At 72.8% G+C, this 26,274-nt stretch carries 26 protein-coding genes; 14 read left to right on the forward strand and 12 right to left on the reverse strand.

Annotation, left to right across the window (positions count from 1 at the left end; translation table 11 throughout):
• Positions 1–5 precede the first annotated feature (5 nt).
• The 4 genes from AVL59_RS30040 to AVL59_RS30055 all read right to left on the reverse strand — a co-directional run bounded on the left by AVL59_RS30040 (position 6) and on the right by AVL59_RS30055 (position 3,939).
• Positions 6–599 (reverse strand): transglutaminase domain-containing protein, encoded by a 594-nt coding sequence (locus tag AVL59_RS30040; protein ID WP_067310652.1) that lies wholly within the window; start codon positions 597–599, stop codon positions 6–8.
• Positions 600–677: 78 nt separating this feature from the next.
• A complete protein-coding gene (locus AVL59_RS30045) occupies positions 678–1,748 on the reverse strand; it encodes a threonine aldolase family protein (RefSeq protein ID WP_067310655.1) in 1,071 nt (356 codons plus the stop codon).
• Positions 1,745–2,545: an SDR family oxidoreductase gene (locus AVL59_RS30050; protein ID WP_067310658.1), complete on the reverse strand. Its 801-nt coding sequence runs from the start codon at positions 2,543–2,545 to the stop codon at positions 1,745–1,747. Before AVL59_RS30050 ends, AVL59_RS30045 begins: the two co-directional genes overlap by 4 nt.
• Positions 2,542–3,939, reverse strand: coding sequence for a DUF6421 family protein (locus AVL59_RS30055; RefSeq protein WP_067310661.1), 1,398 nt, complete (start codon positions 3,937–3,939; stop codon positions 2,542–2,544). The genes AVL59_RS30050 and AVL59_RS30055 overlap by 4 nt, the downstream gene beginning before the upstream one ends.
• Positions 3,940–4,350: 411 nt before the next feature.
• Between AVL59_RS30055 and AVL59_RS30060 the strand changes: the two genes are divergently transcribed.
• Entirely contained in the window at positions 4,351–5,034 is a 684-nt protein-coding gene (locus AVL59_RS30060) for a glycerophosphodiester phosphodiesterase (protein ID WP_079147071.1), read from the forward strand.
• A 27-nt stretch (positions 5,035–5,061) separates the two neighbouring features.
• Here AVL59_RS30060 and AVL59_RS30065 read toward each other — a convergent pair whose 3' ends face one another.
• Positions 5,062–5,601 (reverse strand): GNAT family N-acetyltransferase, encoded by a 540-nt coding sequence (locus AVL59_RS30065; RefSeq protein WP_067310667.1) that lies wholly within the window; start codon positions 5,599–5,601, stop codon positions 5,062–5,064.
• A 69-nt stretch (positions 5,602–5,670) separates the two neighbouring features.
• Between AVL59_RS30065 and AVL59_RS30070 the strand changes: the two genes are divergently transcribed.
• Positions 5,671–6,063, forward strand: coding sequence for a VOC family protein (locus AVL59_RS30070; RefSeq protein ID WP_067310670.1), 393 nt, complete (start codon positions 5,671–5,673; stop codon positions 6,061–6,063).
• Between the two features lie 36 nt (positions 6,064–6,099).
• Here the strand turns inward: AVL59_RS30070 and AVL59_RS30075 are convergent, their stop codons facing one another.
• Positions 6,100–6,933, reverse strand: coding sequence for a class I SAM-dependent methyltransferase (locus AVL59_RS30075; RefSeq protein ID WP_067317945.1), 834 nt, complete (start codon positions 6,931–6,933; stop codon positions 6,100–6,102).
• A gap of 480 nt (positions 6,934–7,413) precedes the next feature.
• Here AVL59_RS30075 and AVL59_RS30080 point away from each other — a divergent pair, with 480 nt between their 5' ends.
• Positions 7,414–8,178, forward strand: coding sequence for a VOC family protein (locus AVL59_RS30080; protein WP_067310673.1), 765 nt, complete (start codon positions 7,414–7,416; stop codon positions 8,176–8,178).
• A 94-nt stretch (positions 8,179–8,272) separates the two neighbouring features.
• On the forward strand, positions 8,273–9,325 hold the full coding sequence (locus tag AVL59_RS30085; protein WP_067310676.1) for an aldo/keto reductase: 1,053 nt from the start codon (positions 8,273–8,275) through the stop codon (positions 9,323–9,325).
• Between the two features lie 3 nt (positions 9,326–9,328).
• On the opposite strand, the gene AVL59_RS30090 is transcribed toward AVL59_RS30085, so the two are convergent.
• Together AVL59_RS30090 and AVL59_RS30095 are read right to left on the reverse strand one after the other, a co-directional pair.
• A complete protein-coding gene (locus AVL59_RS30090; RefSeq protein WP_067310679.1) occupies positions 9,329–9,913 on the reverse strand; it encodes a MarR family winged helix-turn-helix transcriptional regulator in 585 nt (194 codons plus the stop codon).
• Complete coding sequence (locus tag AVL59_RS30095) at positions 9,910–11,583, reverse strand: FUSC family protein (protein WP_067317947.1); 1,674 nt, start codon at positions 11,581–11,583, stop codon at positions 9,910–9,912. The genes AVL59_RS30090 and AVL59_RS30095 overlap by 4 nt, the downstream gene beginning before the upstream one ends.
• Before the next feature lie 166 nt (positions 11,584–11,749).
• On the opposite strand from AVL59_RS30095, the gene AVL59_RS30100 reads away from it, so the two are divergent.
• The 5 genes from AVL59_RS30100 (at position 11,750) to AVL59_RS30120 (ending at position 16,094) form a co-directional block, all read left to right on the forward strand.
• Positions 11,750–12,301 (forward strand): DUF5134 domain-containing protein, encoded by a 552-nt coding sequence (locus AVL59_RS30100; protein ID WP_067310682.1) that lies wholly within the window; start codon positions 11,750–11,752, stop codon positions 12,299–12,301.
• A 100-nt stretch (positions 12,302–12,401) separates the two neighbouring features.
• A complete protein-coding gene (locus AVL59_RS30105; RefSeq protein WP_067310685.1) occupies positions 12,402–13,337 on the forward strand; it encodes a M56 family metallopeptidase in 936 nt (311 codons plus the stop codon).
• Positions 13,338–13,830: 493 nt separating this feature from the next.
• Entirely contained in the window at positions 13,831–14,526 is a 696-nt protein-coding gene (locus tag AVL59_RS30110; protein WP_079147072.1) for a phosphatase PAP2 family protein, read from the forward strand.
• Between the two features lie 10 nt (positions 14,527–14,536).
• Positions 14,537–15,226 (forward strand): HAD family hydrolase, encoded by a 690-nt coding sequence (locus AVL59_RS30115; protein WP_067310687.1) that lies wholly within the window; start codon positions 14,537–14,539, stop codon positions 15,224–15,226.
• A gap of 202 nt (positions 15,227–15,428) precedes the next feature.
• On the forward strand, positions 15,429–16,094 hold the full coding sequence (locus tag AVL59_RS30120; RefSeq protein ID WP_067310689.1) for a TetR/AcrR family transcriptional regulator: 666 nt from the start codon (positions 15,429–15,431) through the stop codon (positions 16,092–16,094).
• Positions 16,095–16,132: 38 nt separating this feature from the next.
• Here the strand turns inward: AVL59_RS30120 and AVL59_RS30125 are convergent, their stop codons facing one another.
• On the reverse strand, positions 16,133–16,615 hold the full coding sequence (locus tag AVL59_RS30125; protein ID WP_208870631.1) for a DUF6214 family protein: 483 nt from the start codon (positions 16,613–16,615) through the stop codon (positions 16,133–16,135).
• Positions 16,616–16,820: 205 nt separating this feature from the next.
• On the opposite strand from AVL59_RS30125, the gene AVL59_RS30130 reads away from it, so the two are divergent.
• Together AVL59_RS30130 and AVL59_RS30135 are read left to right on the forward strand one after the other, a co-directional pair.
• Positions 16,821–18,161: an FAD-dependent oxidoreductase gene (locus tag AVL59_RS30130; RefSeq protein ID WP_067310692.1), complete on the forward strand. Its 1,341-nt coding sequence runs from the start codon at positions 16,821–16,823 to the stop codon at positions 18,159–18,161.
• A gap of 128 nt (positions 18,162–18,289) precedes the next feature.
• The gene (locus AVL59_RS30135) at positions 18,290–19,681 is read left to right on the forward strand and encodes a nucleobase:cation symporter-2 family protein (RefSeq protein ID WP_067310695.1); all 1,392 of its coding nucleotides are present in this window, start codon (positions 18,290–18,292) and stop codon (positions 19,679–19,681) included.
• Here AVL59_RS30135 and AVL59_RS30140 read toward each other — a convergent pair.
• Complete coding sequence (locus tag AVL59_RS30140; RefSeq protein ID WP_067310698.1) at positions 19,598–19,951, reverse strand: ArsR/SmtB family transcription factor; 354 nt, start codon at positions 19,949–19,951, stop codon at positions 19,598–19,600. The genes AVL59_RS30135 and AVL59_RS30140 overlap by 84 nt on opposite strands.
• 130 nt (positions 19,952–20,081) lie before the next feature.
• Between AVL59_RS30140 and AVL59_RS30145 the strand changes: the two genes are divergently transcribed.
• Positions 20,082–21,161 (forward strand): NADH:flavin oxidoreductase/NADH oxidase, encoded by a 1,080-nt coding sequence (locus AVL59_RS30145; protein WP_067310701.1) that lies wholly within the window; start codon positions 20,082–20,084, stop codon positions 21,159–21,161.
• Positions 21,162–21,228: 67 nt separating this feature from the next.
• On the opposite strand, the gene AVL59_RS30150 is transcribed toward AVL59_RS30145, so the two are convergent.
• Both AVL59_RS30150 and AVL59_RS30155 read right to left on the reverse strand, forming a co-directional pair.
• Positions 21,229–21,648: a DUF6221 family protein gene (locus AVL59_RS30150; protein ID WP_159400128.1), complete on the reverse strand. Its 420-nt coding sequence runs from the start codon at positions 21,646–21,648 to the stop codon at positions 21,229–21,231.
• Between the two features lie 5 nt (positions 21,649–21,653).
• Entirely contained in the window at positions 21,654–22,403 is a 750-nt protein-coding gene (locus AVL59_RS30155) for a PaaX family transcriptional regulator C-terminal domain-containing protein (protein ID WP_067310705.1), read from the reverse strand.
• 71 nt (positions 22,404–22,474) lie between these two features.
• Here AVL59_RS30155 and AVL59_RS30160 point away from each other — a divergent pair, with 71 nt between their 5' ends.
• Complete coding sequence (locus tag AVL59_RS30160) at positions 22,475–24,136, forward strand: acyl-CoA dehydrogenase family protein (RefSeq protein WP_067310707.1); 1,662 nt, start codon at positions 22,475–22,477, stop codon at positions 24,134–24,136.
• A gap of 146 nt (positions 24,137–24,282) precedes the next feature.
• Entirely contained in the window at positions 24,283–26,256 is a 1,974-nt protein-coding gene (locus AVL59_RS30165) for a PBS lyase (RefSeq protein WP_067310709.1), read from the forward strand.
• Positions 26,257–26,274: the final 18 nt, after the last annotated feature.

Genomic DNA, 26,274 nt, shown 5'->3' on the forward strand with positions numbered 1-26,274 from the left:
TGGCCTCAGAGTTCGCTGGGGAGCGTCTGCCACAGGTACGGCCGGTCCGGGGCGGCCTGCAGTGCGCCGAGGACGGCCGGGTGCGGTTCAGCATACAGGACCGGATAGTCCACCTCATTGGACTTCGGGTCGGGCACCCAGGCCAGCCGCTCACCGCCCAGGGAGAACTGCGCGTCCACGCCCGGCTTGTTGCCGCGGGGATCCTGCCGGTGCCAGGCCCCGTGAAAACGTACGGCGACGAGGCCGTGCACGGCGTGACCACTGCCGTCGTCATGCGCCAGCCGCTGATAACAGAGGGCCGTGGGGATGTCCTCGGCCCGCAGCAGGGCGGCCAGCGCGTGGGCCTTGGCGTGACAGATGCCGGTGCGCCGCTCCAGGACGTCAGAGGCGCGCCAGGTGACGCGCATGTCGCCCGCGTCGGCGGAGTGCGGGATGGCGTCGCGCACGAATTCATAGGCGGCCCGCGCATAGGCATACGAATCAGCGACCCCGTCGGCCAGGCGGGCGGCCGTTTCCCGCACCACGGGGTGATGGTGGTCGATGACCTCATCTGCAGCCAAGTAAGCGGACAGTTCAGCGGTGTTCTGGATCAGCTCCATGCCCGCAGAGCATAGGAATGCGATCACCCGACAGTCAATGACTTTTCAGGTGACCGCATACCTATGCACCAGTGGAGGCTAGCGGGCCATCTCTTCCTTGAGCGCCGCCACGAACGTGTCGACGTCCTCCTCGGTCGTGTCGAAGGAGCACATCCACCGCACGACACCCGCGGCCTCGTCCCAGAAGTAGAACCGGAACCGCTTCTGCAGGCGCTCGCTCACGTCGTGCGGGAGCTTCGCGAAGACGCCGTTGGCCTGCACCGGGTAGAGGATCTCCACGCCGTGCACCGCGCGCACACCCTCGGACAGCCGCCGGGCCATCTCGTTGGCGTGGCGGGCGTTGCGCAGCCACAGGTCCTTGGCGAGCAGGGCCTCCAGCTGCACCGAGACGAAGCGCATCTTGGAGGCGAGCTGCATCGACATCTTCCGCAGGTGCTTCATCTGCCGCACCGCGTCCTGGTTGATGACGACGACCGCCTCGCCGAACAGCGCGCCGTTCTTCGTCCCGCCGAGCGAGAGGATGTCGACGCCGACCGCGTTGGTGAACGTCCGCATCGGGACGTTCAGGGACGCGGCGGCGTTGGCTATCCGGGAGCCGTCCAGGTGCACCTTCATGCCGTGCGCGTGGGCGTGCTCGCAGATGGCCCGGATCTCCTCGGGCGTGTAGAGCGTGCCCAGCTCGGTGCTCTGGGTGATCGAGACGACCTGCGGCATCGCTCGGTGCTCGTCCTCGAAGCCCCAGGCCTGCCGGTCGATCAGCTCGGGCGTGAGCTTGCCGTCGGGTGTGGGCACGGTGAGCAGCTTGAGGCCGCCCATGCGCTCGGGGGCGCCGCCCTCGTCCACGTTGATGTGCGCGCTCTCGGCGCAGATCACCGCGCCCCAGCGGTCGGTGACCGCCTGGAGCGCGACCACGTTCGCGCCGGTGCCGTTGAAGACCGGGAAGGCCTCCGCGGTGGCCCCGAAGTGGCCGCGGATGATCTTCTGGAGGTTCTCGGTGTAGTCGTCCTCGCCGTACGCCACCTGGTGGCCGCCGTTGGCCAGCGCCAGGGCGGCCATCACCTCCGGATGCGCCCCGGCGTAGTTGTCACTGGCGAAACCGCGGACCTGTGGGTCGTGATGGCGACGGGCGTCGGTCCTGGGAGGATTCACGGCTTCTCGGTCAGCCACAGACGGTTTCCGTTCACTTCGGCGGCGGACTTGCTCCAGACGCCTTCGATGGCCTCGGCCAGGTCCTCGACGTCCGTGAAGCCCGCGAACTTCGCGTTGGGGCGTTCGGCGCGCATCGCGTCGTGCACCAGCGCCTTGACCACCAAGATCGTAGCCGCGGAGGTGGGCCCCTCGGCACCCTCGGAGATCCCCGCCTTGCGGAAGTAGTCGGCCATGGCCAGCGTCCACGCCTCGGCCGCGGCCTTGGCCGCGGAGTACGCGGCGTTGCCCGCCGTCGGCCGGCTCGCACCGGCGGCGCTGATCAGGACGTAACGACCGCGCTCGCTGCGCTGGAGCGCCTCGTGGAAGGCGAGCGAGGTGTGCTGCACGGTCTTGACGAGCAGCAGCTCCAGGAAGTCCCAGTCGTCGAGGCTGGTCTTCGTGAAGGTCTCACTGCCGCGCCAGCCGCCGACCAGGTGCACGAGGCCGTCGACGCGCCCGAAGTCCTTCTCGATGTGGGCGGCCCATTCCCGGGTGGACTGCAGGTCGAGCAGATCCACCGTGTCGCCGGTGACGGTGGCGCCGCCGGAGGCGTACCGGGCCGCGTCGACAGCCTCCGACAGGCGCTGCGGGTCGTTGTCCGCCCCGATGACGGTTGCCCCTGCCTCGGCAAGGCGCAGCAGTGCCGCCCGTCCGGCGGGGCCGCCCGCACCGGCCACCGCGATCACCGAACCACTGAGAGACCCGTTGTTCCCCACGTTCTTCCCCTCTTGAACAGTGTTCTGGACGCGGTCGCTCACGCGGCGATCCGCTCGGCGCTGTCCGCCGTGATGCCCTTGGTGGAGGCGATCACATTCTTCAGCTTCTTGGACAGGGCCTCATAGAACATGCTCAGCGGAAACTCGTCCGGAAGCACGTCGTCCACGAGCTTGCGCGGCGGCTGGCTCAGGTCCAGGGCGTCCGGACCCTTGGCCCACTTCGAGCCCGGGTGCGGGGCGAGGTAGGTGGAGACCAGCTCGTAGCCGGCGAACCAGTGCACGAGCTTGGGGCGGTCGATGCCGTCCTTGTACAGCTTCTCGATCTCGGCACACAGCTGGTTGGTGACCTGCGGGGCGCGCTCCCAGTCGATGGAGAGCTTGTTGTCGGTCCAGCGGATGACGTCGTGCTTGTGCAGGTAGGCGAAGAGCAGCTGGCCGCCGACGCCGTCGTAGTTGCGCACGCGGTCACCGGTGACCGGGAAGCGGAACATACGGTCGAAGAGCACCGCGTACTGCACGTCACGGGCCTGCGGGACGCCGTCCGCCTGGAGCTTCACGGCCTCCTTGAAGGCGGTGAGGTCGCAGCGCAGCTCCTCCAGGCCGTACATCCAGAACGGCTGGCGCTGCTTGATCATGAACGGGTCGAACGGCAGGTCACCGTGGCTGTGGGTGCGGTCGTGGACCATGTCCCACAGCACGAAGGCCTCTTCGCAGCGCTTCTGGTCGTGGACCATCGCGGCGATGTCCTCGGGCAGCTGGAGACCCAGGATGTCGACGGCGGCGTCGGTCACCCGGCGGAAGCGGGCAGCCTCGCGGTCGCAGAAGATGCCACCCCAGGAGAAACGTTCCGGCGCTTCGCGTACGGCGATCGTCTCCGGGAACAGGACCGCGGAGTTGGTGTCGTAGCCGGACGTGAAGTCCTCGAACGTGATCCCGCAGAACAGCGGGTTGTCGTAGCGGGTGCGCTCCAGCTCGGCCAGCCAGTCCGGCCACACCATCCGCAGCACGACCGCCTCGAGGTTGCGGTCCGGGTTGCCGTTCTGCGTGTACATCGGGAAGACGACCAGGTGCTGCAGGCCGTCCGCGCGGTTCGCGGCGGGCTGGAAGGCGAGCAGCGAGTCCAGGAAGTCCGGCACCTGGAAGCCGTCCTCGGCCCAGCGGCGCAGGTCCTTCACCAGGGCCTGGTGGTAGGCGGCGTCATGCGGGAGCAGCGCGGAGAGCTGCTCGACCGCCTCGACGACACGGTCCACGGCCGCCTCGGCGTCGGCCCGGCCCGGCGCGCCCTCGGCCTCGAAGTCGATCGATCCGTCCTTGGACTGCCATGGCCGGATCTGCTCCACGGCATCCTTGAGCACGGGCCAGGCCGCATGCTCAACGACCCTGGTCAGCGGAGAAACCTGCTTCTCCGAACCCGCCTGCACAAGAATTTCCGTCATGTCCCATCCTCCACGGGAGAACCTCGCGTATGGACACCGTATGCATACCGCGTTTCTCCCAGCAAGAGGCTAGCTCAGGAAATTATGCTGCCGAGCCGCTTGGTCACCGCTGTTTTTCCTGCGATTCACCGTGATGACGGTCACTTTCACCGTGAACGGGTAGGAGGCCTCGCGGAGTTGGCGAAACGGATCGGATCCGGCCGGTCAATGCCGCGAGGACTCGCCCACGCCCGGGTGACGCCAGGGGCGGATACGAGCCAGGCACCGCCCGCCCCGCGCCCCGTTCCCCCGCGCAGGTTCGGGTTCATCGCGGGACCAGGCCACTAGGCTGCGAGCCTGCCGCGTGGACAGCGACGTCCGCCGTCCGGTCCGCGCGTCGCCGAGCCGCCGTCGACGGAAGCGAGTCGAACCTTGAACTTCCTTACCATCGGTCACCGCGGGGTCATGGGTGTCGAGCCCGAGAACACCCTCCGTTCGTTCGTCGCCGCCCAGCAGGCCGGCCTCGACCTGATCGAACTCGATCTGCACCTGAGCAAGGACGGCGCCCTCGTCGTCATGCACGACGCGGAGGTGGACCGCACGACCGACGGCACCGGCCCGATCGCCGAGAAGACCCTCGCGGAACTGCGCGCCCTGGACGCGGGCCGCGGCGAGCGGGTGCCGGTCTTCGAGGAGGTCCTGGACGCGGTGAAGACGCCGCTGCAGGCCGAGATCAAGGACGTGGCGGCCGCCCGGGCGCTGGCCGAGGTCATGCACCGGCGGGACCTGGTCTCCCGGGTTGAGGTGTCCTCGTTCCACGACGAGGCGGTCGCCGAGATCGCCCGGCTGGTGCCGGGGGTGCGCACAGCGCTCATCGCGAGCCGCTACGGCACCGACGTGGTGGAGCGCGCCACGGACGTGGGGGCCGAGACGGTCTGTCTCAACGTCCGCAGGCTGACCCTGGAGATCGTCGAGCGTGCCCGCGCGGCCGGCCTGAGGATCATCGGGTGGGTGGTCAACACGCAGGACCACCTGCGGCTCGTCCGCGCGCTCCAGCTGGACGGGGCGACGACCGACTACCCGGAGATCAAGCGCACCGGCCGCTTCACCGCGTGATCCGGCGCGCCGTCTCCCGAATGAACGTCACACCAACGGCTTGACCAGCAGCTCGAACTGGAGGTCGTCGCGCTGCGGAATGCCGAAGCGCTCGTCGCCGTACGGGAACGGCGTCATCTCTCCCGTACGGCGGTAGCCCCGGCGCTCGTACCAGGCGATCAGGTCATCGCGCACCGAGATCACGGTCATGTGCATCTCGGTGACGCCCCAGGCCGCACGGGCCTGGCGCTCCGCCTCCGCTATGACGGTCTTGCCGAGGCCCGCGCCCTGGAGAGCGGGACTGACCGCGAACATCCCGAAGTAGGCATGGCTGCCACGGTGTTCGAGCTGGCAGCAGGCGACGATCAGGCCGTCCTGCTCGACGGTCAGCAGCCGGCTGTCGGGCGACTTGATGACGTCCAGGACGCCCTGCGGGTCGGTCCGCTGGCCCTCCAGGATGTCCGCCTCGGTGGTCCATCCGGCCCGGCTGGCGTCGCCCCGGTACGCCGACTCGATCAGGGCGACCAGCGCGCCGACGTCGGCGTCGGTGGCGGGCCTGAACGTCGGTCCGGTGGCGGTGGTCTCCATGGGTCGGTCTCCGATCTCGGGCGCGGCTGAACCAGGTCGAGCCTAACCCTGCCACTAGGCTCCGCCTGCATGGTGCACGTACTCAGCAGCCGGACACTTCTGCGGCCCGTGGACCCCGAGCGCTCCCGGATCTTCTACGGGCAGCAGCTGGGCCTCGCCGTCTACCGCGAGTTCGGCACGGGCCCGGAGCGCGGGACCGTCTACTTCCTCGGCGGCGGCTTCCTGGAGCTCTCCGGCCGTGCGCGGACCCCTTCCTCGCCCGCGGTGCAGCTGTGGCTCCAGGTCGAGGACGTGTCCGGCGCGCACGAGGAACTGCTGGCCAAGGGGGTCGAGATCGTACGGCCTCCGGTGAAGGAGCCGTGGGGACTGATCGAGCTGTGGATCGCCGACCCGGACGGCACCCGGATCGTGCTGGTGGAGATCCCGTCGGACCATCCGCTGCGGTACCGGCCCGGCATCTAGGGATCCCCGGGGGGACAGGAACCCCTCTGACGACCGCTACCGGGGCCTGGCGCCCGCCGTGAGCAGATGGCCGCCGACGCCGAGCAGTGACGGCACCGACTCGGTCCGCCGCAGTGCGCGCAGGACCAGCTCACGACGTGACGGGTCGTCGAGCCAGTCGCGGACGCCGCCCATCAGCCAGGCCGCGCCCTCCACGCCGTACTGGCCGTGGGGTGTCAGCCCGGCCGCGGAGAACTCGGCCGGGACCTCGTCGGGCTCATGGAAGTAGGCGGTCGTGAACAGGGACTTCGGCCCACCGGTCGGGCGCATCCGCCCGTCGCCGACCGCCGCCTCGATCTGCGGTCGGCGCTCGGCTTCGAAGTACAGCCCCGTGCTCAGATTGTCGTACAGGGGCACGTACCGGTTGATCGTGGCGGCCACCACGAGTCCTCCGGGCCGCAGCACCCGGCGGGCCTCGGTGAGCGCCCGGACCCGGTCCTCCCGCTCGGGCAGGTGGTAGAGGGGGCCGAGCAGCAGCACCACGTCCATGGACGCGTCCGGCGCCTCGAGGGCACGGGCGTCGCCGTGGCGCGCGGTGACGCCCGGCAGCCGGGCCGCCCGCTCGACGTGCAGCGGCACGGGGTCGACGAGCTCCACCGCGTAGCCGTCGGCGGCCAGCCACTGCGCGTGGACGCCGCTGCCGCCGCCCACGTCGAGGACGCGCGCCGGAGCGGGCGGCAGGAGGCGGCGCAGGACGTCCTGGGTACGCCACAGCTCCAGGCGGCCGGCGCCCGAGCGCAGCCGGCCGTCCTCCCCGTCCCGCCCGTAGTACTCCGCGATCTCCTCGGCGAGAGCGGGGCCCTCGGCCCCGGCCGAACGATCCGTCTCCATGCCGGCAGCGTGGCCCGCCGCACGGGGTTCGGACAAGCGATTTCCGGCGCGGGACACGGGCGGTCGCGGGCCGCTGTCGTGGCACCCGGGACGCCCGGATGGAGGTCGGCTCGTCGTCATGGGACACGGGGGACACGGGGACACCGAGAGACCGGCACACCGGGACACGGCCGAGCAGTCCCGGTTGTCCAGCCCGTCGTCACCGGAACACGACCACACCCTCCAGGTTGGCCGATCTGTCGCCACCGCGACACGGCCGAACAGTCCCGGTCGGCCGGCCCGTCATCACCGGAACACGGCACAGCGGTCCCGGACGGCCGGCCCGTGGTCAGGGCCGTGGTCCCGGACGGCACGGCCGACGTCACGGGCGGCGGTCCCGGATGGCCGGGCCGTGCGGCCGGGGCTAGCGTGCGAGGTGAGGACCCCCGCCCGCGCACGGATGTCCCCGCTCCGGGCGGCCGAGCCCGGAAGGAACCTGCCATGGAGTTCGACAAGCCGGTGATCGGCGGCCCCTGCTGGACCGAGCTCGGGACCAGTGACCTGGAGGGGGCGAAGCGGTTCTACACGGAGCTGTTCGGCTGGCGGCCGGAGACGGATCCGCGGCAGGAGGCGGGCGGGTACACGGTGGCGCACCTCGGGGACGCGGCGATCGCCGCGCTCACCCCGCTCTACCAGGAGTCCCAGCCGGTCGCCTGGAACGTGTCGTTCGCGGTGGCGGACACGGACGAAGCGGCACGGCGGGTGGAGGAGGCGGGCGGGACGGTGGTCCTCGGCCCGATGGACATCTTCGACGTGGGCCGTTTCGCCGTGGCCCTCGACCCGACGGGCGCGGCGTTCCAGCTGTGGCAGGCACGGGCCTTCCCCGGCGCCGGGCTGTTCAACGCGCCCGGCACGCTCGGCTGGGTGGAGCTGGCGACCCGCTCCCCCGACCGTGCCCGGGACTTCTACACCACGCTCTTCGGCTGGAGCGTCAACGCCTCGCAGTGGTACACGGAGTGGGGCATCGACGGGAAGGAGTTCGGCGGGATGGCCGACATGGGCGACCGGTTCCCGCCCGAGGTGCCTGCGCACTGGCTGCCGTACTTCGCCGTGACCGACGTGGACGCGACGGCCCAGGTCGCGGAGCAGGCGGACGGCGCGGTCTTCGTGGCCCCCACGGACGTGCCTGACGGCCCGCGCATCGCTGTGCTGCGCGACCCGCAGGGCGCGGCGTTCGGCGTGTTCAAGGCACGCGAGGAGGACTGACCGGCCGGCACTTGCCTTCGAGTGGGCTCCAGCTCCTAGCGTCGTGGACACGGCCCCGGGACCTGATCCACACCTGCTCGGAAGGGAAACACACGTGCGTTACACGCTCTTCGGACGGACCGGTCTGCGCGTCAGCGAGCTGGCCCTCGGCGCGATGACCATCGGCGACGACTGGGGGTGGGGCGCGGACAAGGAGACCAGCGCCCGGCTCGTCGACGCCTATGCCGACGCGGGCGGCAATTTCATCGACACCGCGAACAACTACACGGAGGGCAGCTCGGAGCGCATCCTCGGCGAGCTGCTCACCGGTCGGCGCGACTCCTTCGTGCTGGCCAGCAAGTACACCTGCGGCACCCACGACGGGGACGTCAACGCGGCGGGCAGTCACCGCAAGAACCTGGTGCGGTCGGTCGAGGCGAGCCTGCAGCGGCTGCGCACGGACCGGCTCGACGTTCTGTGGGTGCACGCCCGCGACAACTTCACCCCCGTCGAGGAGGTGATGCGGGCCCTGGACGACCTGGTGCGCCTGGGGAAGGTGCTGTACGTCGGGGTCTCGGACTGGCCGGCGTGGGAGATCGCGCAGGCCAACACCCTCGCGGAGCTGCGCGGTTGGACCTGCTTCGCGGGCTCGCAGCTGCGCTACAACCTGCTGGAGCGCACTCCGGAGCGCGAACTCCTGCCGCAGGCACGGGCGTTCGACCTGGCCGTGTTCGCCTGGGCGCCGCTGGCGGCAGGCAAGCTCACCGCCAAGTACCGGCGCGGGGAGACCGGACGTGTCGCGGCCCTCGGGGTCGAGACGCAGGCGTGGGAGGAGGACGTCATCGCCGCCGTGGTGGAGATCGCCGAGCAGGGCGGCTGGAGCCCGGCGCAGGTGGCCCTCGCCTGGCTGCGCGGCCGCCCGGGGAACGTCGTACCGATCGTCGCGGCGACCAAGGAGGCGCAGCTGGCCGACAACCTGGCGAGCACGGGCGTCCGTCTCGACACCGACGCGGTGGCGCGCCTGGACGAGATGAGCGCCGTCCCGCTGGGCTTCCCGCACGACTTCCTGCGCGAGCCGCCCGTCACCCGCAACGTCTACGGCGACCGCTGGCACCGGATCGAGGACCGCCGCTCCACCCACCGCCGCACGGTGCACGAGGTGCTCTAGCGCTCAGGCGTGCAGGACGCCCGCCCGGCCCTCCAGGCGGCTGAGCAGATCACCGAGCAGTGCGGCCAGTTCACCCTGGCCGTCCGGGGCGAGGACGGACAACACGGATGTCTCGTACGCGAGTTGCTCGGGGAGGATGCCGTCGACCAGGTCGCGGCCGGCGTCGGTGAGACGGACATGGGCCACGCGCCGGTCCCGGGTGTCGCCGCGCCGCTCCACCAGTCCGCGTTCGGTCAGCTGCTTGAGCCGCTTGGTGACGGCCGCCCCGGAGGAGTAGGTCTCCCGGACCAGATCCCCCGGGGTCAGCTCGTGGCCGGTGCGGCGCAGTGCGCCGAGCAGGTCGAACTCCGGGCGGCTGAGGCCGGCCCGGCGCAGCGGCGCGTCCTCGGCCTGCTGCAGGAGGGCGGCGCAGCGGTTGATCCGGCCGATGACCTCCATGGGTCCGGTGTCCAGCTCGGGGTGCACGGCCCGCCACTGCCGGACGACGGCGGAGACGGTGTCCGCGTGCTCCGCGTCGTTCCCGTTCCCCGGCTGCTGTCCCCCCGGCGCCTCACTCCCGTTCCCCGGCCGCCCGTTCGTCGCCGTCATGGCCGTATGTCCTCCGTCGTCCTGCCCGAGTCCTGTTCCAGAGGGACGAGCCCCTGGCGTCGTACCGTCGCGGCGAGCGTACGGTGTCCGGCCTGTTCGGCGAGCACGACCCGCTCCTCGGGCAGGGCGCGCTGCCACCATTCGCCCAAGGCGGCGTCCGCCGTGGCGCGCAGGTCGACCAGTGCGGCGGCGAGGGTGCGGCGGGCGGTCTCTAGGGCGCGGGGTGCGGGGTGCGGCTCGGCGAGCAGGCGGGCGGCCAGTTCGCGGGCGCGTTCGACGGCGGTCAGCGCGTGCTCGACGCGGTCGCCCGCGCGCCGGTTGGTGACGGCCACGGCCGCCACGAAGCCGACCAGCGCGCCGACGAGGGTGTCCGCGACCCGCTCGGTGATCAGCCGGCCGGGGTCCTGGCTGCGGGCGAACTCGGTGACGAGCAGGGCCATCGGCGTGACGCACACGCTGCCGAGCCAGTAGTTGCGGCCGATCAGTGCCTCGGCGCCGAAGTTGAAGGCGAGGCAGCACAGCACCAGGGCGGCCGGGTGGAGGTGGGCGAGCGGGGCGATGGCGGCGAAGACCAGGACGCCGACCAGGTTGCCGACGACGCGCTGGACGCCCCGGCTCCAGGTGAGGGTGACGTTCGCCTGGTAGAGGGAGGCCGCGGTGACCAGGGCCCAGTAGGGGCGGCCGACACCGAGCGCGAGGGAGGCGTAGCCGGCGAGGGCGCAGCCGATCGCGGTACGGGCGGCGAGGGGGGCGAGCGGGGCGAGCCGGTGCCGCAACGGGGCGCGCGGGCAGGCCGGTTCACTGTCCGCGCCGAGGAGTTCACCGGCCGCGTCGCCGAGGGGCTCGGCCCGCGGGATCCGGCCGGTGCCGCGCAGCTCGCGGGCCCAGGCCCGCAGCCGCTCGGGGTCGGCGTCGGCGGGGGCCGCGAGGGCGACCTCGGCGCGCACGAGGAGCTGTGCGAGGGCGCGGCGGGTGTGGTCGGGGCGGGCGCCCGCGGTCGGCAGGTACTGCCGGGCGGCGTGGACGGCGGCGGCGCTCGCGGCGCGGGCCCGGGCGTGGCCGTCGCCGGTGCCGCCCGTTTCCGCGTACGCGGCGGCGGTGTTCAGGGCCTGGGCGGTCGCGCGGCGCTCGGGGCCGTGCGGGCGCAGCAGCCCGGGTGCCATGCAGATCAGCCAGGCCCAGGCGCCCGCCGCCAGGGCGAGTCCGACGTGGCCGGGAACCTGGCCGAGGCGTTGCGGCGCGAACAGGGAGGCGGAGCTGATGAAGGTGAGCACCACGTTCGCCGGCGGGCCGATGCGGGTGGCGTCGCACACCGCCTTCTGCGCGGCCGCCATGAGCGCGCCGACGGTGACCAGCACGACGGCGTTGTCGGTGAGCGACGCCGCGACCAGGGCGACGGCGAGGCCGCCCACCATGCCGAGGACGGTCCAGACGAGGGCGCGGGCCCGGGCCGCGTAGGGCCTGTTGTGGCCGTAGAGCGCGCACAGGGATCCGGCCATCGTGTACACGGCGAGGTCGAGGCGGCCCAGTGCCAGCAGGGTCAGGTTGGGCGGGGCGACCGCGGCGACCGCGCTCAGCGCGGGCTTGAACCAGATGTCGGAGGGCCGCCCGAGGCGGAGCGCTCCGACGAGGGGAAGACGGTGGCGGGTCCAGGGGGTCGCACTGCTCATGCCCATTAATTTAGCATGTGTTTTACTAGTAAATGATTTGCCGGGGCCCCGCCCTCACCTGCTGTGCTCCGGCGAACGCTCCCCGTGTACTCCCTTGCGCTCGCGTGCGCCCCGCATGCCGTGGGCATCGCATCCCTGGACCGACCGTCGAACTGGGGAGGTGCGCGTGCACGAACCGACGTCGGCGGCCTGGCTGCTGGTCGCGGTGTGCGCGGCGACCGGGGGCTACTGTCTGCTGCGGATGCGCAGCACGGTCGAGGAGCAGCGCCGGTCCGCGGGCGGCGAGGCTCTGATGGGGTTCGGCATGGCCGCGATGGCCGTGCCCGCCACGGTGTTCACCCCGCCGGGATGGGCATGGCCGCTGTACGCGGCCGTGTTCGGCGCGGCGGCGCTGCGCGGCCTGTGGGCCGCGCGCGGCGGCCCGCACCATCTGCACCATCTGGTGGGGACGGCGGCGATGATCTACATGTCCCTCGTCATGGCGGCCTCCCCCGCCTCCCACCACCACTCGCACACCGCCGCCGGAGTCCCGCTGGTGACGGGCGCGCTCCTGCTCTACTTCACCGGCTATGTCCTGGTGTCCGGAGCCCGTCTCGTGCCCGCTGCCGCCCCCCCTGGCGGGACGGTGGCACCACGCTGGGGAGACCGTCCCGAGCTGGCGCGGGCGTGCCGGCTGTCGATGGGGATAGGCATGGTCGCGATGCTGCTCACGATGTGAACCGCCGGGCCCTGCGCGCGGGAGGCACAGGCGTTGCTTGCGTCACTTCGGCACCATGGACCGTACCCCTGAACGGCCCGGCGCTCATAGGGTGCTGCCCATGATGGTCCCCGTGGCACTGCTGCTGCTCGGCGCCCTGACCGCCGTCATGGCCCCACGGCTGCTCGCCCGGGCCGACTGGCAGGACCGTGAGCCGGTGGTCGCCCTGTGGGTGTGGCAGTGCGTGGTGGCGGCCGTCTTGGTGTGCTGCGCGCTGTCGATGACGCTCAGCGCCGCGGCGGCCTGGCAGGCGGTGCGCGGGCATGTGTTCGGTACGGCTCCGCGAGCGGTCGTGGACGCATACGCCCTCGGCGCGGCCGATCCATGGGCGGCGACCATCGCGGTGGCCCTCGCCTGCGGCGGACTGTGGAGTCTGGCGATGCTGGTGCGCGAGGTCGTACGGGCTCGGGCGCGGCGACGCCTGCGGCGCTCCGAACTCCTCGTGCGCGCACCGCTGTTGCCGGGCGAGGAGCCGGCGGGCGGACGGCTGGTGGTGCTGGAGGGCGAGCGCCCCGACGCCTGGTGGCTGCCCGGAACGGCTCCCCGGCTCGTCATCACCACGGCCGCCCTGCGCCGCCTGAAGGGGCGTCAACTCGATGCCCTGCTCGCCCATGAGCAGGAACACGACCGGGCCCGGCACGACTGGCTGCTGCACTGTTCGGGCGCGCTGGCCGGCGGGTTCCCGCAGGTGCCGGTGTTCGCGGCGTTCCGCGACGAGATGCACCGCCTGGTCGAGCTGGCCGCCGACGACACGGCCTCCCGACGTTTCGGCCGCCTGACCACCGCGCTGGCTCTGGTCGAACTCAACGAGGACCGAGGCGTGTTCGGCCCCTCTCCCACCCCGCACGCACATGTCCCGCAGCGCGTGCACCGGCTGCTGACTCCCCCGGACCGCCTCCCGGCGCTGCGCCGGCTGCGCCTGACGGCCACGGCCGCGCTCGTCCCGGTCCTCCCGGTACTGGTGGCACTGGTACCGGGCCTGCGGGCACTGGGCTAGCGCACCGCAGACCCGGCGCCACCACACATCACGGGGCTCCACGGCCCAGGCGTCGTCGGCGCTCATGGCACGCTCCTCGCCCCGCCCGGCCCGGCCTGCTGCCCGATCCGACGCACCCGGCTCGGCAAGCGAACCGAAGACCCGTGCCGCCGCACGTCGCGGAGCCCCACAGCCCAGACGCGTCAAAGCTCACGGCACACTCCCCGCCCCGCCCGGCCCGCTGCCCGATCCGACGCACCCGACTAGGCGCACCTGGCTCGGCGAGCGAACCGAAAACCCACACCACCACACATCACGGGGCTCCACGGCCCAGGCACGTCAAGCTCACGGCTCTCTCCTCGCCCTGCCCGGTCCGGCGCACCCGACTCGGCGACGGGACCGCAGGCCCCGCTCCGGCGACCGACGCTGCTCCCGGGCGCACTTCCGGCCCCGATCGGCGACTCCGGCGTCGGGACGATGGCCGCGGCGCCGCCCGGTCGGCGAAGATCGCGGCATGCGCCGTCAGCCCACGAAGGCCCCGCCGCGCCCGCCGGCCCACCGCACGGCGGCGCTCGCGGCGGCCGTGCTCGCCCTCGCTTCCGCGCTGCTCCTGACGCTCGTCGCGATCCGGTGGCATCCGCTGGTCGCCCTGGACGGCACCGTCGCCCGCCGCACCCACCGCTGGGCCGTGCGCGAACCCGGTCTCACCCACACCTTCCGCATCCTGACGGACTGGGTCTGGGATCCGCTGACCATGCGCCTGGTGTGCGCGGCCGCCGCGGTGTGGCTGGTGTGGCGCCGGGCGGCCTGGTGGACGGCGCTGTGGCTGGCGGTCACCGTCGCCGTGTCCACGCTCGTGCAGCAGTCCGTGAAGGCGGGCGTCGACCGGCCCCGCCCTACCTGGCCCGATCCCGTCGACAGCGCGCACTACGCGGCCTTTCCTTCCGGACACGCCATGACGGCCACCGTCGTCTGCGGACTCCTGCTGCGGCTGCTGAACCGCTTCGGCGCGGACCGCTTTCTGTGGCGTGCGGCCGTGACCGTGGCCGTCGTCTCGGTGGCCGGTGTGGGCCTGACCCGGGTGTGGCTGGGCGTCCACTGGCCCTCGGACGTCGTGGGCGGCTGGCTGTTCGGGGCGCTGGTGGTGGCGGTGGCCGTGGCGGTGTACGAGTGGCCGCGGGGCGGCCGGGCGCGGCCGCCGCGCCGGTAGAGTCCGGCGTATGACTGCCGTGCTCTTCGATTTCTCGGGAACCCTGTTCCGCGTCGAGTCCACCGGGTCCTGGCTGCGGGCCGTGCTGGAGGAGGCCGGTCTGACGCTGTCCGAGCCCGAACTCGCCGACACCGCGAAGGCCTTGGAGGCGGCAGGTGCGCTGCCGGGCGGGGCGGACCCCGTCGAGGTGCCGGCGGACCTCGCCGGTCTGTGGGCGGTGCGGGACGAGAGCGCACGGCTGCACCGGGCCGCCTACACCGGACTGTCCCGGCGCGTCACGCTCCCCGACCCCGGCCTGCACGACGCGCTGTACGAGCGGCACATGTCCCCCATCGCCTGGTCCCCGTACCCGGACGCCGCCGAGGTGCTGCGCACGCTGCGCGAGCGCGGCATCGGTGTCGGCGTGGTCAGCAACATCGGCTGGGACCTGCGCCCGGTCTTCCGCGAGCACGGTCTCGACGCGTATGTGGACGCCTATGTGCTGTCGTACGAACACGGCGCGCAGAAGCCTGACCCGCGGCTCTTCTCGGCCGCCTGCGCGGAACTGGGCGCCGATCCGCGGCAGGTGCTGATGGTCGGGGACAACAGAGTGGCGGACGGCGGTGCGGCCGCGCTGGGCTGCCGTGTGCACTTCGTGGACCATCTGCCGGTGGCACAGCGCCCCGACGCGCTGCTGCCGGTCCTGGACCTGATGGGTTGACACCGCGCCCCTGTCCGGTCCGCCGCGGGAACGGGGCGGCCGGTGCGCCGCGGCGGCAGGGCGGGCGCCCCCCGCGCCGTCCGTCTGAGACGATCCCCCGCGTCGCCCCAGACGGACGGCAGCTCTGAGCGGGGCCCGCCCACGGCGGTGCCCTCCGCGTTGAGTATAGTTGGCTGGTAGCCAGTCAACGCAGGAGTCAAGCATGTCCCCGCGCAGCGCCTCGGTCAATGAAGAGTTGCGGCGACGTTCCCGGGAGCGGCTGCTACAGGCCGCGGTCGAGCTGGTCGACGAGCACGGGTTCGAGGCCACCACGCTGGCCGACATCGCGGACCGGGCGGGTTCGGCGCGCGGGCTGGTGTCGTACTACTTCCCAGGAAAGCGCCAGTTGGTGCAGTCAGCCGTGCACCGGTTGATGCACCGCACGCTGGAGGAGGCACTCGAGCGGGAGCCGCACACCGAGGACGGGCGGGAGCGGCTGGCCCGGGCCATCGACGCGGTCCTCGGACTCGCCCGCGACCGGCCGGTGCTCATGCGCCAGCACATGGCGGGGCTGCTCCAGGCCGAGGGCTTCGTGCAGTGCCCGGAACAGCGGCGGCTGTCGGAGCTGCTGATCGACACGGTCGCCCGGTACGGCTCCGAGGACGTGGCGGCCGACTATCCCCTGCTGCGTGCCCTGCTGATGGGAGCGGTGTACGCGGCGCTGGTGCCGGGGGTGCCGATGCCCGTCCCGGCCCTGCGCGCCGAGCTCTTCGAGCGGTACGGGCTCGAGTGGGAACTGGGCACGCCCCCGGGGAGCGACAGGGATGCGGAGGCCGGGCGGGAGCAGGATCTGTCGCGGTTCTTCGCGACGGAGGAACGGGCCGATTAGCGGGTAGCGGTCCGGCCGTCTCCCAGCTCCGCCCCCCGTCACCGCCTGGCGCGCCGAGGCGCCAGGAAACCGGCGTCCCGCGCCTGGGCGATCAGCCCGAGGGAGCGCCGGCGGCTGTGCCCGGTCGCGCACATCACCGCGAGGACCGGATCGGCGCCCTCCTCCTGGGCCGCGCGGTACTTCTGGGCGGCGAGCCGGCACCCTTCGATACCCCGCGGCCAGGGCGGTCGGGCGCGCCGCCCTCCCGCGGGCCCGGCAGGCTCGTCGGCGAAGCCGTCGTACGACCCCTCGGCCACGACCCCGCACGCCTCGAACAGAGGCTCCTCGATCCAGTCGGCGAGCACGGTCAGGTCGGCGAGGGACAGGGCCGGCTGCGCCTTGATGTCCTCGATGGACACGCAGCGCGCGGTCACCACGGCCACGGCGTCCACGCGCGCCCCGTCGGGGAAGGCCAGCCCGACATGGAACCAGGACGTGGCGCCCCCGTGCTCCCGCACCTTCCACGCGGGCCGCACCGACACCGTGCCGTCCTCGGCACGCCGGTCGGAAAGATTAAGAAAGGATGCTTCTAGCACACACGCAACGTAACCTCATGATCACACTCCATACGGGGGGACACGCGTCCGCGTCACCCCGCCGGACCCTGCCGTCGCGCGTCCGGCGGTGCCATGCTGGAGCCGTCCGCACACTCTCCTCCTGCGATTCCTTCGAGCAAGGAGTACCACCGTGCTGCGTGTCGCCGTCGTCGGCTCCGGGCCGAGCGGATGCTACACCGCCCAGACCCTGGTCCAGCAGGATCCCGAAGTGCGGGTGGACGTGCTGGACCGGCTGCCGTGCCCCTACGGCCTGGTGCGCTACGGCGTCGCCCCGGACCACGAGAAGATCAAGTCCCTGCAGGGCAGCCTGCGCACGGTGCTGGAGCACGACCGGGTGCGCTTCCTCGGCGGGGTCCGGGTCGGCGGACCCGGCGGACTGCCCGTCCCCCGGCTGCGGGAGCTGTACCACGCGGTCGTGTACTGCGTGGGTGCCGCCACCGACCGCCACCTCGGGATCCCCGGTGAGGAGCTGCCGGGCAGCTGGTCGGCGACCGAGTTCGTGTCCTGGTACAGCGCGCACCCGGACGCCGCCGACGCGGGGTATGTGCGCGGCGTCCGGTCGGCGGTCGTCATCGGCGTGGGCAACGTGGCCGTGGACGTGACCCGGATGCTGGTGCGGGGCGCCGGTGAACTGCGTCCGACGGACATGCCGCAGGCGGCGCTGGACACGCTGGCGGCGAGCGGGGTCGCCGAGGTCCACATGGTCGGCCGGCGCGGCCCCTCGCAGGCCCGTTTCACCACCAAGGAGCTGCGCGAGCTCGGCGGTCTGCCGGACACCGAAGTGACCGTGGATCCGGGCGAGTTGGCGCTCGATCCGGGATACACCGACTCCTCCGCGCTGCCCGCAGTGCAGCGCCGCAACGTGGAGGCGCTGCGCCGCTGGGCGGCCGAACCGCCCCGGCGGGCGGCCCGCAGGATAAGACTCCGGTTCTTCCTGCGGCCCGTGGAACTGCTCGCGGACGGCGGCCGGGTGGCTGCCGTGCGCTTCGAGCGGACGGTTCCGGACGGGCGCGGCGGGGTGACCGGCACCGGCCGGTACGAGGACGTGCCGGCCCAGCTGGTGCTGCGCTCGGTGGGCTATCGCGGAGTGCCGCTGGAGGGGCTGCCGTTCGACACGGCGAGCGGCACCGTGCCGCACCGGGAGGGCCGCGTCCTGCGCGAGGGGGTCGCCTCCCCGGGCGAGTACGTCGCCGGATGGATCAAGCGCGGTCCGACGGGCGTCATCGGCACCAACCGGCCGTGCGCCAAGGAGACCGCGACCTCGCTGCTGGCCGACGCGCCCGGGCTGGTACGCCGTCAGGTCCCGGAGGATCCGCTCGCGGCGCTGCGGGCGGCGGGCGTCGAGCCGGTGCCGTGGTCGGGCTGGCTGGCGATCGAGCACGCCGAGGCCGAGCTGGGGGCGCGGCTGGGGCGGAGCGTGGTCAAGCTGGCCGACTGGGACGCGCTGCTCGGGGCGGCGCGGTCCGCCTAGCGGAGTCGACGGCCGCCTGGCGGGCATGACACACATCGGCAACCATTCGGAAATCAACAAACTGTTCAAGGGCCTTACGGTCTCGTGCTGTTCGGATGCCACGCCCCGCCCGCCGCTCTGGAGTCCCCATGGCCACGACCGCAGACGTCCACCCCGTCGACGAGATACCACCGGCACGGCAGCTGGCGGCCTTCGGCCTGCAGCATGTGCTCGCGATGTACGCGGGCGCCGTCGCGGTGCCGCTGATCGTGGGCGGTGCGATGAAGCTGTCGCCCGCCGACCTGGCGTATCTGATCACCGCCGACCTGCTGGTGTGCGGCATCGCCACGCTGATCCAGTGCGTCGGGTTCTGGCGGTTCGGCGTACGGCTGCCGATCATGCAGGGCTGTACGTTCGCGGCCGTGTCTCCGATGGTGCTGATCGGGACGACGGGCGGCGGACTGCCCGCGATCTACGGCTCGGTGATCGTCGCGGGGCTCGCGATCGTGCTGCTCGCACCGGTCTTCGGCCGGCTGCTGCGCTTCTTCCCGCCGTTGGTCACCGGCACGGTGATCCTGATCATCGGCGCTTCGCTGCTTCCGGTCGCGGGCGACTGGGCCGCCGGCGGCGCAGGTGCGAAGGACTTCGGGGAGCCGAGGAATCTGGCACTGGCGGGCTTCGTGCTGGCGGTCGTGCTCGGCGTGCAGCGGTTCGCGCCGGTGTTCCTCGGCCGGATCGCGGTCCTGATCGGCATCGCCGCGGGCCTGGCGGCGGCCGTACCCTTCGGGTTCACCGACTTCAGCGGGGTCGGGGACGCGGACTGGGTGGGGATCAGCACGCCGTTCCACTTCGGGGCTCCGGCGTTCAAGGCGTCGGCGATCGTGTCCATGCTGGTGGTGGCCCTGGTGTCGATGACCGAGACGACCGGTGACCTGATCGCGGTCGGCGAGCTGACCGGGCGGAAGGTCGAGCCGCGCACGCTGGCCGACGGGCTGCGCGCGGACGGCCTGTCGACCGTGCTCGGCGGCGTGTTCAACACCTTCCCGTACACGGCGTACGCGCAGAACGTGGGCCTGGTCGGGATGACCCGGGTACGCAGCCGCTGGGTGGTCGCGGCGGCCGGCGCCATCCTCGTCCTGCTCGGTCTGCTGCCCAAGCTGGGCGCGGTGGTCGCGGCGATTCCCGCGCCGGTGCTCGGCGGGGCGGGCCTGGTGATGTTCGGGACCGTCGCGGCGAGCGGGCTGCGGACGCTGGCCCGCGTCGACTTCAAGGGCAACGACAACCTGACGGTGGTGGCCGTCTCGGTGGCCGTCGGCATGCTTCCGGTGGGGGTGCCCACGGTCTACGCGAAGTTCCCCGACTGGTTCCAGACCGTGATGAACAGCGGCATCAGCGCGGGCTGCCTGACCGCGATCGCCCTGAACCTGCTGTTCAACCACCTTCCCGCGAGGGCTGGTTCAGGGTCGGTCACCGAGTCGCAGGTGCTGCCGTCCGGCGGCGGCGAGGAGGCTGTCGAGCAGTCCCGGGAAGAGGTCGTCTAGGTCGTCCCGGCGCAGGCCGTTCATCTTGGCCGTGCCCCGGTAGACCTGCCGGACGACCCCGCTCTCGCGCAGCACCCGGAAGTGGTGCGTGGTGGTGGACTTGGTCACCGGCAGGTCGAAATGGGAACAGGACAACTCCGCACCCTCGGCGGCCAGTTCGCACACGATCCGCAGCCGCATCGGATCGGAGAGCGCGTGCAGCACGGCCTCCAGCCTGATCTCCTCCCGGTCCGGATGGGGAAGATCACGCCCGGCGGCAGGACTGGTCACGGCGGCCCCCTTTCGTCATGGAACGTTCGGCACTCGACATTGTACGAGAACCATCATAGTTTGACACTCACCGAACTACGAAGGTTATCGTACAAGCCGACCATCGATCCCGTGATGAACGGAGTCTGCCGTGAGCGCGCTCTTCGAGCCCATCACCCTGCGCGACGTGACCGTCCCGAACAGGGTGTGGATGTCCCCGATGTGCCAGTACTCGGCCGAACCGGAGGGCCCGTCGGCCGGCGCTCCGCACGACTGGCACTTCGCGCACTACGCGGCCCGGGCGACCGGCGGCACCGGCCTGATCCTCGTCGAGGCCACCGCGGTCTCCCCCGAGGGCCGGATCTCCCCCTACGACCTCGGCCTGTGGAACGACGCCCAGGTGGAGGCCTTCCGGCGGATCACACGCTTCCTCGCCGCCCAGGGCACGGTTCCGGCCGTCCAGCTGGCGCACGGCGGCCGGAAGGCCTCCACCGACCAGCCCTGGAAGGGCGGCGCGCCGGTCGGCCCGGACGCGTACGGCTGGCAGCCGCTCGCCCCGAGCCCCGTGCCCTTCGACGAGCGCCACCCCGTGCCCGACGAACTGACCACCGAGCAGATCCACACGGTGGTCGGCCAGTTCGCCCGGGCGGCGCGCCGCGCCCTGGCCGCCGGTTTCGAGATCGCGGAGATCCACGGCGCCCACGGCTATCTGATCAACGAGTTCCTCTCGCCGCACTCCAACCACCGCACCGACGCCTACGGCGGCTCGTACGAGAACCGCACCCGCTTCGCCCTCGACGTGGTCGACGCCGTACGGCAGGTGTGGCCCGACGACAAGCCGGTCTTCTTCCGCATCTCGGCGACCGACTGGCTGCAGGAGGGCGGCTGGACGCCGGACGACACGGTCCGTTTCGCCTGTGATCTGCACGCCCACGGCGTCGACCTGCTCGACGTCTCCACCGGCGGCAACGTCTCCGATGCCGCCATCCCGACCGGACCCGGCTACCAAGTCCCCTTCGCCGCCCGGGTGAAGGCCGAGACGGCGCTGCGGGTCGGCACCGTGGGCCTGATCACCGAGGCCGAGCACGCGCACAAGCTCGTGGCGAACGGCGAGGCCGACGCGGTCCTGCTGGGCCGTGAGCTGCTGCGCAACCCCTCCTGGGCCCGGCACGCGGCACGGGAGCTGGGTGCCGAGGTCCGCGTACCGGATCAGTACCACCGGTACGTCTGAGCCGCCCCGCGGGGCCTCGGCGCCTTCCCGGGGACGGCCCCGCGTCGGTCCACGGACGACGGACGGCCTACGGGCACCAGGACGCGTCGTAATCGGGATGGCCGGCGAACGGCAGGGCCAGCAGGCGCAGGGTGGTGCATGGTGAGCGGTGTCCGGTCGCCCGCTCGCGCCCGGTGCACGTGCGGCACCGCCCGTGCCGCACCCCGTGCTCGTCCAAGAGCGCCTGCCCGGCGTCGAGATCGCGCAGCACCCGGGCAGGATCGTGCCGCGCCACGTGCGTGAGGAGCTTCACCGGATCGTCGGCGCCGAACTGCGCCAGAGGGGTGTGCGTGGTGCGGCCGTCCTGGGAGGTGAGCACCTGCTCGATGTCGTCCGCGAGCACACCCCAGACCGCGCCCGGGGCGCCTTCGACGGCATCCCGGGCCACCCGCGCGTCCTCCTGGAAACGGGCCCGCAGGAACCGCGCCAGCTCCTCCTGAGCGCTCACGGCCGTCATTCCGGGTGTCCCACGGAGGCGGCCAGTTCCCCCCGGTATCCGGCGTAGGCGGTGCGCAGGCTCTCCCCCGGCCAGTCGGCGGGCAGCAGGTCGGGGGGTAGCACGGGGTCGGTGAGCAGGTGGCGTACGGCCGCCGCGAAGGCGGTGAGGCGGTCGGCCGGGCGGCGGGCATCGGCCGCCTGGGCGAGGAGGTTCCGCGCGGTGGCCGCCCAGCTGTCCAGCGGCCACAGGCGGCCGACCAGGTCCAGCGGGGAGCCGTCGGGGCGCGCGGTGTACGACAGCGCCACGCGCGCGAGGTCGCCGGGCAGCTCGCGGTCGAGGTTGGCCGGGCGCAGCCACACGCCCTCGCGGAGTTCGGCCAGGCGCAGGCCGGCCAACCGGGCGCGCAGCTCGGCGCGTTCGGCGGGGCCGCGGCCCGTCGCCGTGATCACCACCATCTCCCAGTCGCCGCGCCACGCGCGCGTGCGGGGGTGCAGGGCGTCGTCCTGGCGGCGCTGGCGGGCCAGCAGCCGGCCGCTGAGCCGGTAGACGGCGTCGGTACGCCCGAGGTCCCCCGCGGCCACCATCCGGCTCAGCGCGGCCCGCAGCGTGGAGCCGCCGACGCCGAACGGCTCCACCAGCCGGACCAGGTCCTTCACCGGCAGCTCGGGCGGGTGCACGCCCAGCAGCAGGCTCAGCACGACCGACCGCGCGGACAGGGGCCGCAGCACCGCTCCACCCGGCTCGGCCGACACGTTCATGCGCATGGGCACGTACTGTACGTGCGGATTGTTGTTGCAACATTGCTACGGCCGCAGGAAGAGTGCAACATGGCCGTATGGTCTCGATTCCCGCGCAGTCGCCGCCGCAGTCCGCCACCCACGACGTCACCAACCAGGCCCCGCCCCTGGCCCCGTACGACGCCTCCGAGGACCACGCCCTGCTGGAGGGGCTGCGCCGGGAAGGCGCCGGCTGGGCCGAGGAGGGCATCCGGGCGCTGGGGGTGCGCGCGGGCGGCGAGGAGGCCCAGGAGTGGGGCGAGCAGGCGAACCGGCACGAGCCGGAGCTGCGCACCCACGACCGCTACGGCCACCGGATCGACGAGGTCGACTTCCACCCCAGCTGGCACCATCTGATGCGGACGGCGGTCGCCGAGGGACTGGCCGGCGCCCCCTGGGCGGACGACCGGTCCGGCGCCCATGTCGCCCGGACCGCGGGCGGACTGGTGTGGGGGCACACCGAGGCCGGCCACGGCTGCCCGACGTCGATGACGTACGCCGCGGTACCCGCGCTGCGCGCGGAGCCGGATCTCGCCAAGATCTACGAGCCGCTGCTCACCAGCCGCGTCTACGAGCCCGGACTGCGGGTGCCCACCGAGAAGCCCGGCCTGCTCGCGGGGATGGGCATGACCGAGAAGCAGGGCGGCTCCGACGTCCGGACGAACACCACCACGGCCACGCCCACCGGCGAGCCGGGCGTGTACACGCTGCGCGGGCACAAGTGGTTCACGTCGGCGCCCATGTGCGACGTGTTTCTCGTTCTGGCACAGGCTCCGGGGGGCCTGACCTGCTTCCTGGTGCCGCGGATCCTGCCGGACGGCAGCCGCAACACCTTCCGTGTCCAGCGGCTGAAGGACAAGCTCGGCAACCGGTCCAACGCCTCCTCCGAGCCGGAGTTCGACCGGACGGTGGCATGGCGGGTCGGGCCCGAGGGCCTCGGGGTCAAGACGATCATCGAGATGGTCAACTGCACCCGCCTGGACTGCGTGATGTCCTCGGCGACCCTGATGCGCAAGACGCTCGTCGAGGCGGGCCACCACGCGTGCCACCGCAGCGCGTTCGGCGCCCGGCTGATCGACCAGCCGCTGATGCGCAACGTCCTGGCCGATCTGGCGCTGGAGTCGGAGGCGGCGACGACGCTCACCCTTCGGCTGGCCGGGGCGGCGGACCGCGCGGTGCGCGGGGACGCCGGGGAGCGGGCCTTCCGGCGGATCGCCACGGCCGTCGGCAAGTACTGGGTCACCAAGCGGGGCCCGGCGTTCACCGCGGAGGCCCTGGAGTGCCTGGGCGGCAACGGGTACGTCGAGGACTCCGGCATGCCCCGCCACTACCGCGAGGCCCCCCTGCTGTCCATCTGGGAGGGCTCGGGGAACGTCAACGCGCTCGACGTGCTGCGCGCCCTCGGCCGGGAGCCGGACACCGCCGAGGCCCTGTTCGCCGAACTCGCCCTCGCGCGCGGGGCGGACGCCCGCCTGGACGCGGCCGTGGTCTCGCTCAGGCAGCAGCTGGCCGAAACCGACCAGGTGGGTGCCCGTCGGCTGGTCGAGCGCATGGCCCTCGCCCTGCAGGCATCCCTGCTGGTCCGGCATGCTCCGCACCCGGTCGCGGACGCCTTCTGCGCGACCCGGCTGGGCGGCGACTGGGGCCACGCGTTCGGCACCCTGCCCGCCGGAGTCGGCCTCGACGCGATCCTGGAGCGTGCCCTGCCCGGCCGAAACTGATCCCTCCTCGGGCGACCGGGCAGGGGCTCGCCCCCGTGGCCGGTGACAGCCGACGGATCGCACACAGTCAGCGCGCGGTTCCGCATCGTTGTCGGTGCCGTGGTGCACACTCGCGATCAGGTGGCACTGGTCTCGGGGAGGACAACGTGTTCACGGGGATCGACGAGGTCGACTGGGCCTCGCTGCGGCATGCGTACGGCAGCGCGGAGGACGTGCCCGGATGGTTGCGGTCACTGGCCTCCGCGGACGCCGCAGAGCGGCAGACCGCGCTCGACGGCCTGTACGGCGCGGTGCACCACGAGGGGAACGTGTACGACTCGACGCTCGCCTGCGTTCCCTTCCTCGGCTCGCTCGCGGTCCGCGAGGCGGTTCCGGACCGGGTCTGCGTCGTGGAACTGCTCGTCAGCATCGGGGCGGAGAGCGACGACCCACGCGCGCGCGAGGCGGTGCACGCGCATGCCGAGGTGTTCGTGTCCCTGCTCGCGGATCCGGACGCGCGGGTGCGCCGGGCGGCCGCCGGGGCGGTCGTGCGCTTCCTCGACAGTCCGGGGCGCGTCCTGGACCTGCTGCGGCAGCGGATTCCGGCCGAGCGGGACGACCGGGTCCTGCTCGCGCTCACCCAGGCTCTCGGCCTGTGCGCACGTCTCCACCCGGCGCACACCGCCGCTCTGGACGTCCTGGCCGGCCAGAGCGCCCCGCCGCACGGCCCCGGGCTGCGGCTGGCCGCGCTCGGCCAGCTCGCGCTCGCCGCCCCCGACCGGCTCCCCTCGGACCTGGTACCGACGGCCGTCCGGCTGCTGCGCGACAGGTCCGCGCACCGTGGCCGCCACCCTGAGCGCACCGGGAGCGACACCCTCGTGCGGCGCATCCGGCGGCTGCGCCCCTCGGACGAGGAGGGCGCCCAGCTGCTGCGCACCCTGCACACCGCGCTCGGCGACCGGGCCGACGACCGGACCGCGCTGCTCACCGGTCAGTTGACCAGTCCGGACCCGCTGGACCGGTGCAACGCGGTGTGGATGGCGGCGGCGCTGTTTCGCGGGTGGCGCACCGACTGCGCCGGGCCGGTGTCCTTACTGGGCGCCCAACTGGGCACCGATCACGAGCGGTTGCGGGACGCCGCGGTCTCGGTCCTGGCCGAGCTGTTCGACCTGGCCGCGCCCGCCGCGGACGACCTGCACGCCCTGGTGAGCGCGCGGCCCGATCTGTGGACCCATCGCTGGGAGCGCGGCGCACCCACCCTGGGCGGTCCGCTCAAGGCCCTGGCCAGGGCCGGCGATCCTCGGGCCGTCCCGGTGCTGGCCCAGGTCCTGGCGGGCGCGGTCGCACCCGTCACCCTGGGGTACGAGATCGCCCACCTGGGCCCGGCCGCGGCTCCCCTCGCCCCCGCGCTGCGGCACCGGCTGGGCCGGATCCCACTGGACTCCCCCGCCGCCGACACGCCGGCCGCCCCGCTCCTGTCCGCGCTCGAGGCCATCGGCGACAGAGAAGCGGCCCCGGAGATCCTGCGCCTGCTGTCGGGTGCCCCGGACGGTCTCGGGACGCGGTGTGCGGTCGCCGGACGGGCCATCGGGACACTGGACGCGCTCGGCGCCGCCGCGCAGGCGGCGCCGGTGCTCCGGGACCTGCTGCACACCCGGCACGCGGCCGCCGCGGCGGGCGCGCTGTGGTCGGCGGACGGTGACGCCTCGGCCGTCCTGCCCTCCTTGCTGCGGGAGCTGACGCAGGGCGAGCCGGACAGCCGCCGCCTGGCCGTCCGGCAGCTGGGCAGGCTGGGCCCGTCCGCCCGGGCAGCCTTGCCGGAGCTGCGCCGCAGGGCCGGTTCAGGACATGCGGGGCAGCGGACGTCGGCCGCGTGCGCGCTGTGGCACATCGGCCGGGACCCGGAACCGGTGCTGCCGGTGTTCCGGGCCGCCTGGTCCGACAGCCCCCGCACGCGCGGCCCGATCGCCCGGTGTCTCGCCGCCATGGGTCCGGCGGCGGCACCCCTGCGCGACCTGGTCACGGCGGAACTGGCCGCGCCCCGGCGCCACATGGCCCGCGAGGGCGGGTACGGCAGCCATGACATCGCCCGGGACGAGGCGCTGCTCAGATCCTGCGCGGAGGTGCTGGCGGGGCTGTAGGAGCCCGCCGGGCTGGGC

Origin of the sequence: Streptomyces griseochromogenes, from assembly GCF_001542625.1 — a bacterium.
GTDB classification, from domain to species: Bacteria; Actinomycetota; Actinomycetes; order Streptomycetales; family Streptomycetaceae; genus Streptomyces; species Streptomyces griseochromogenes.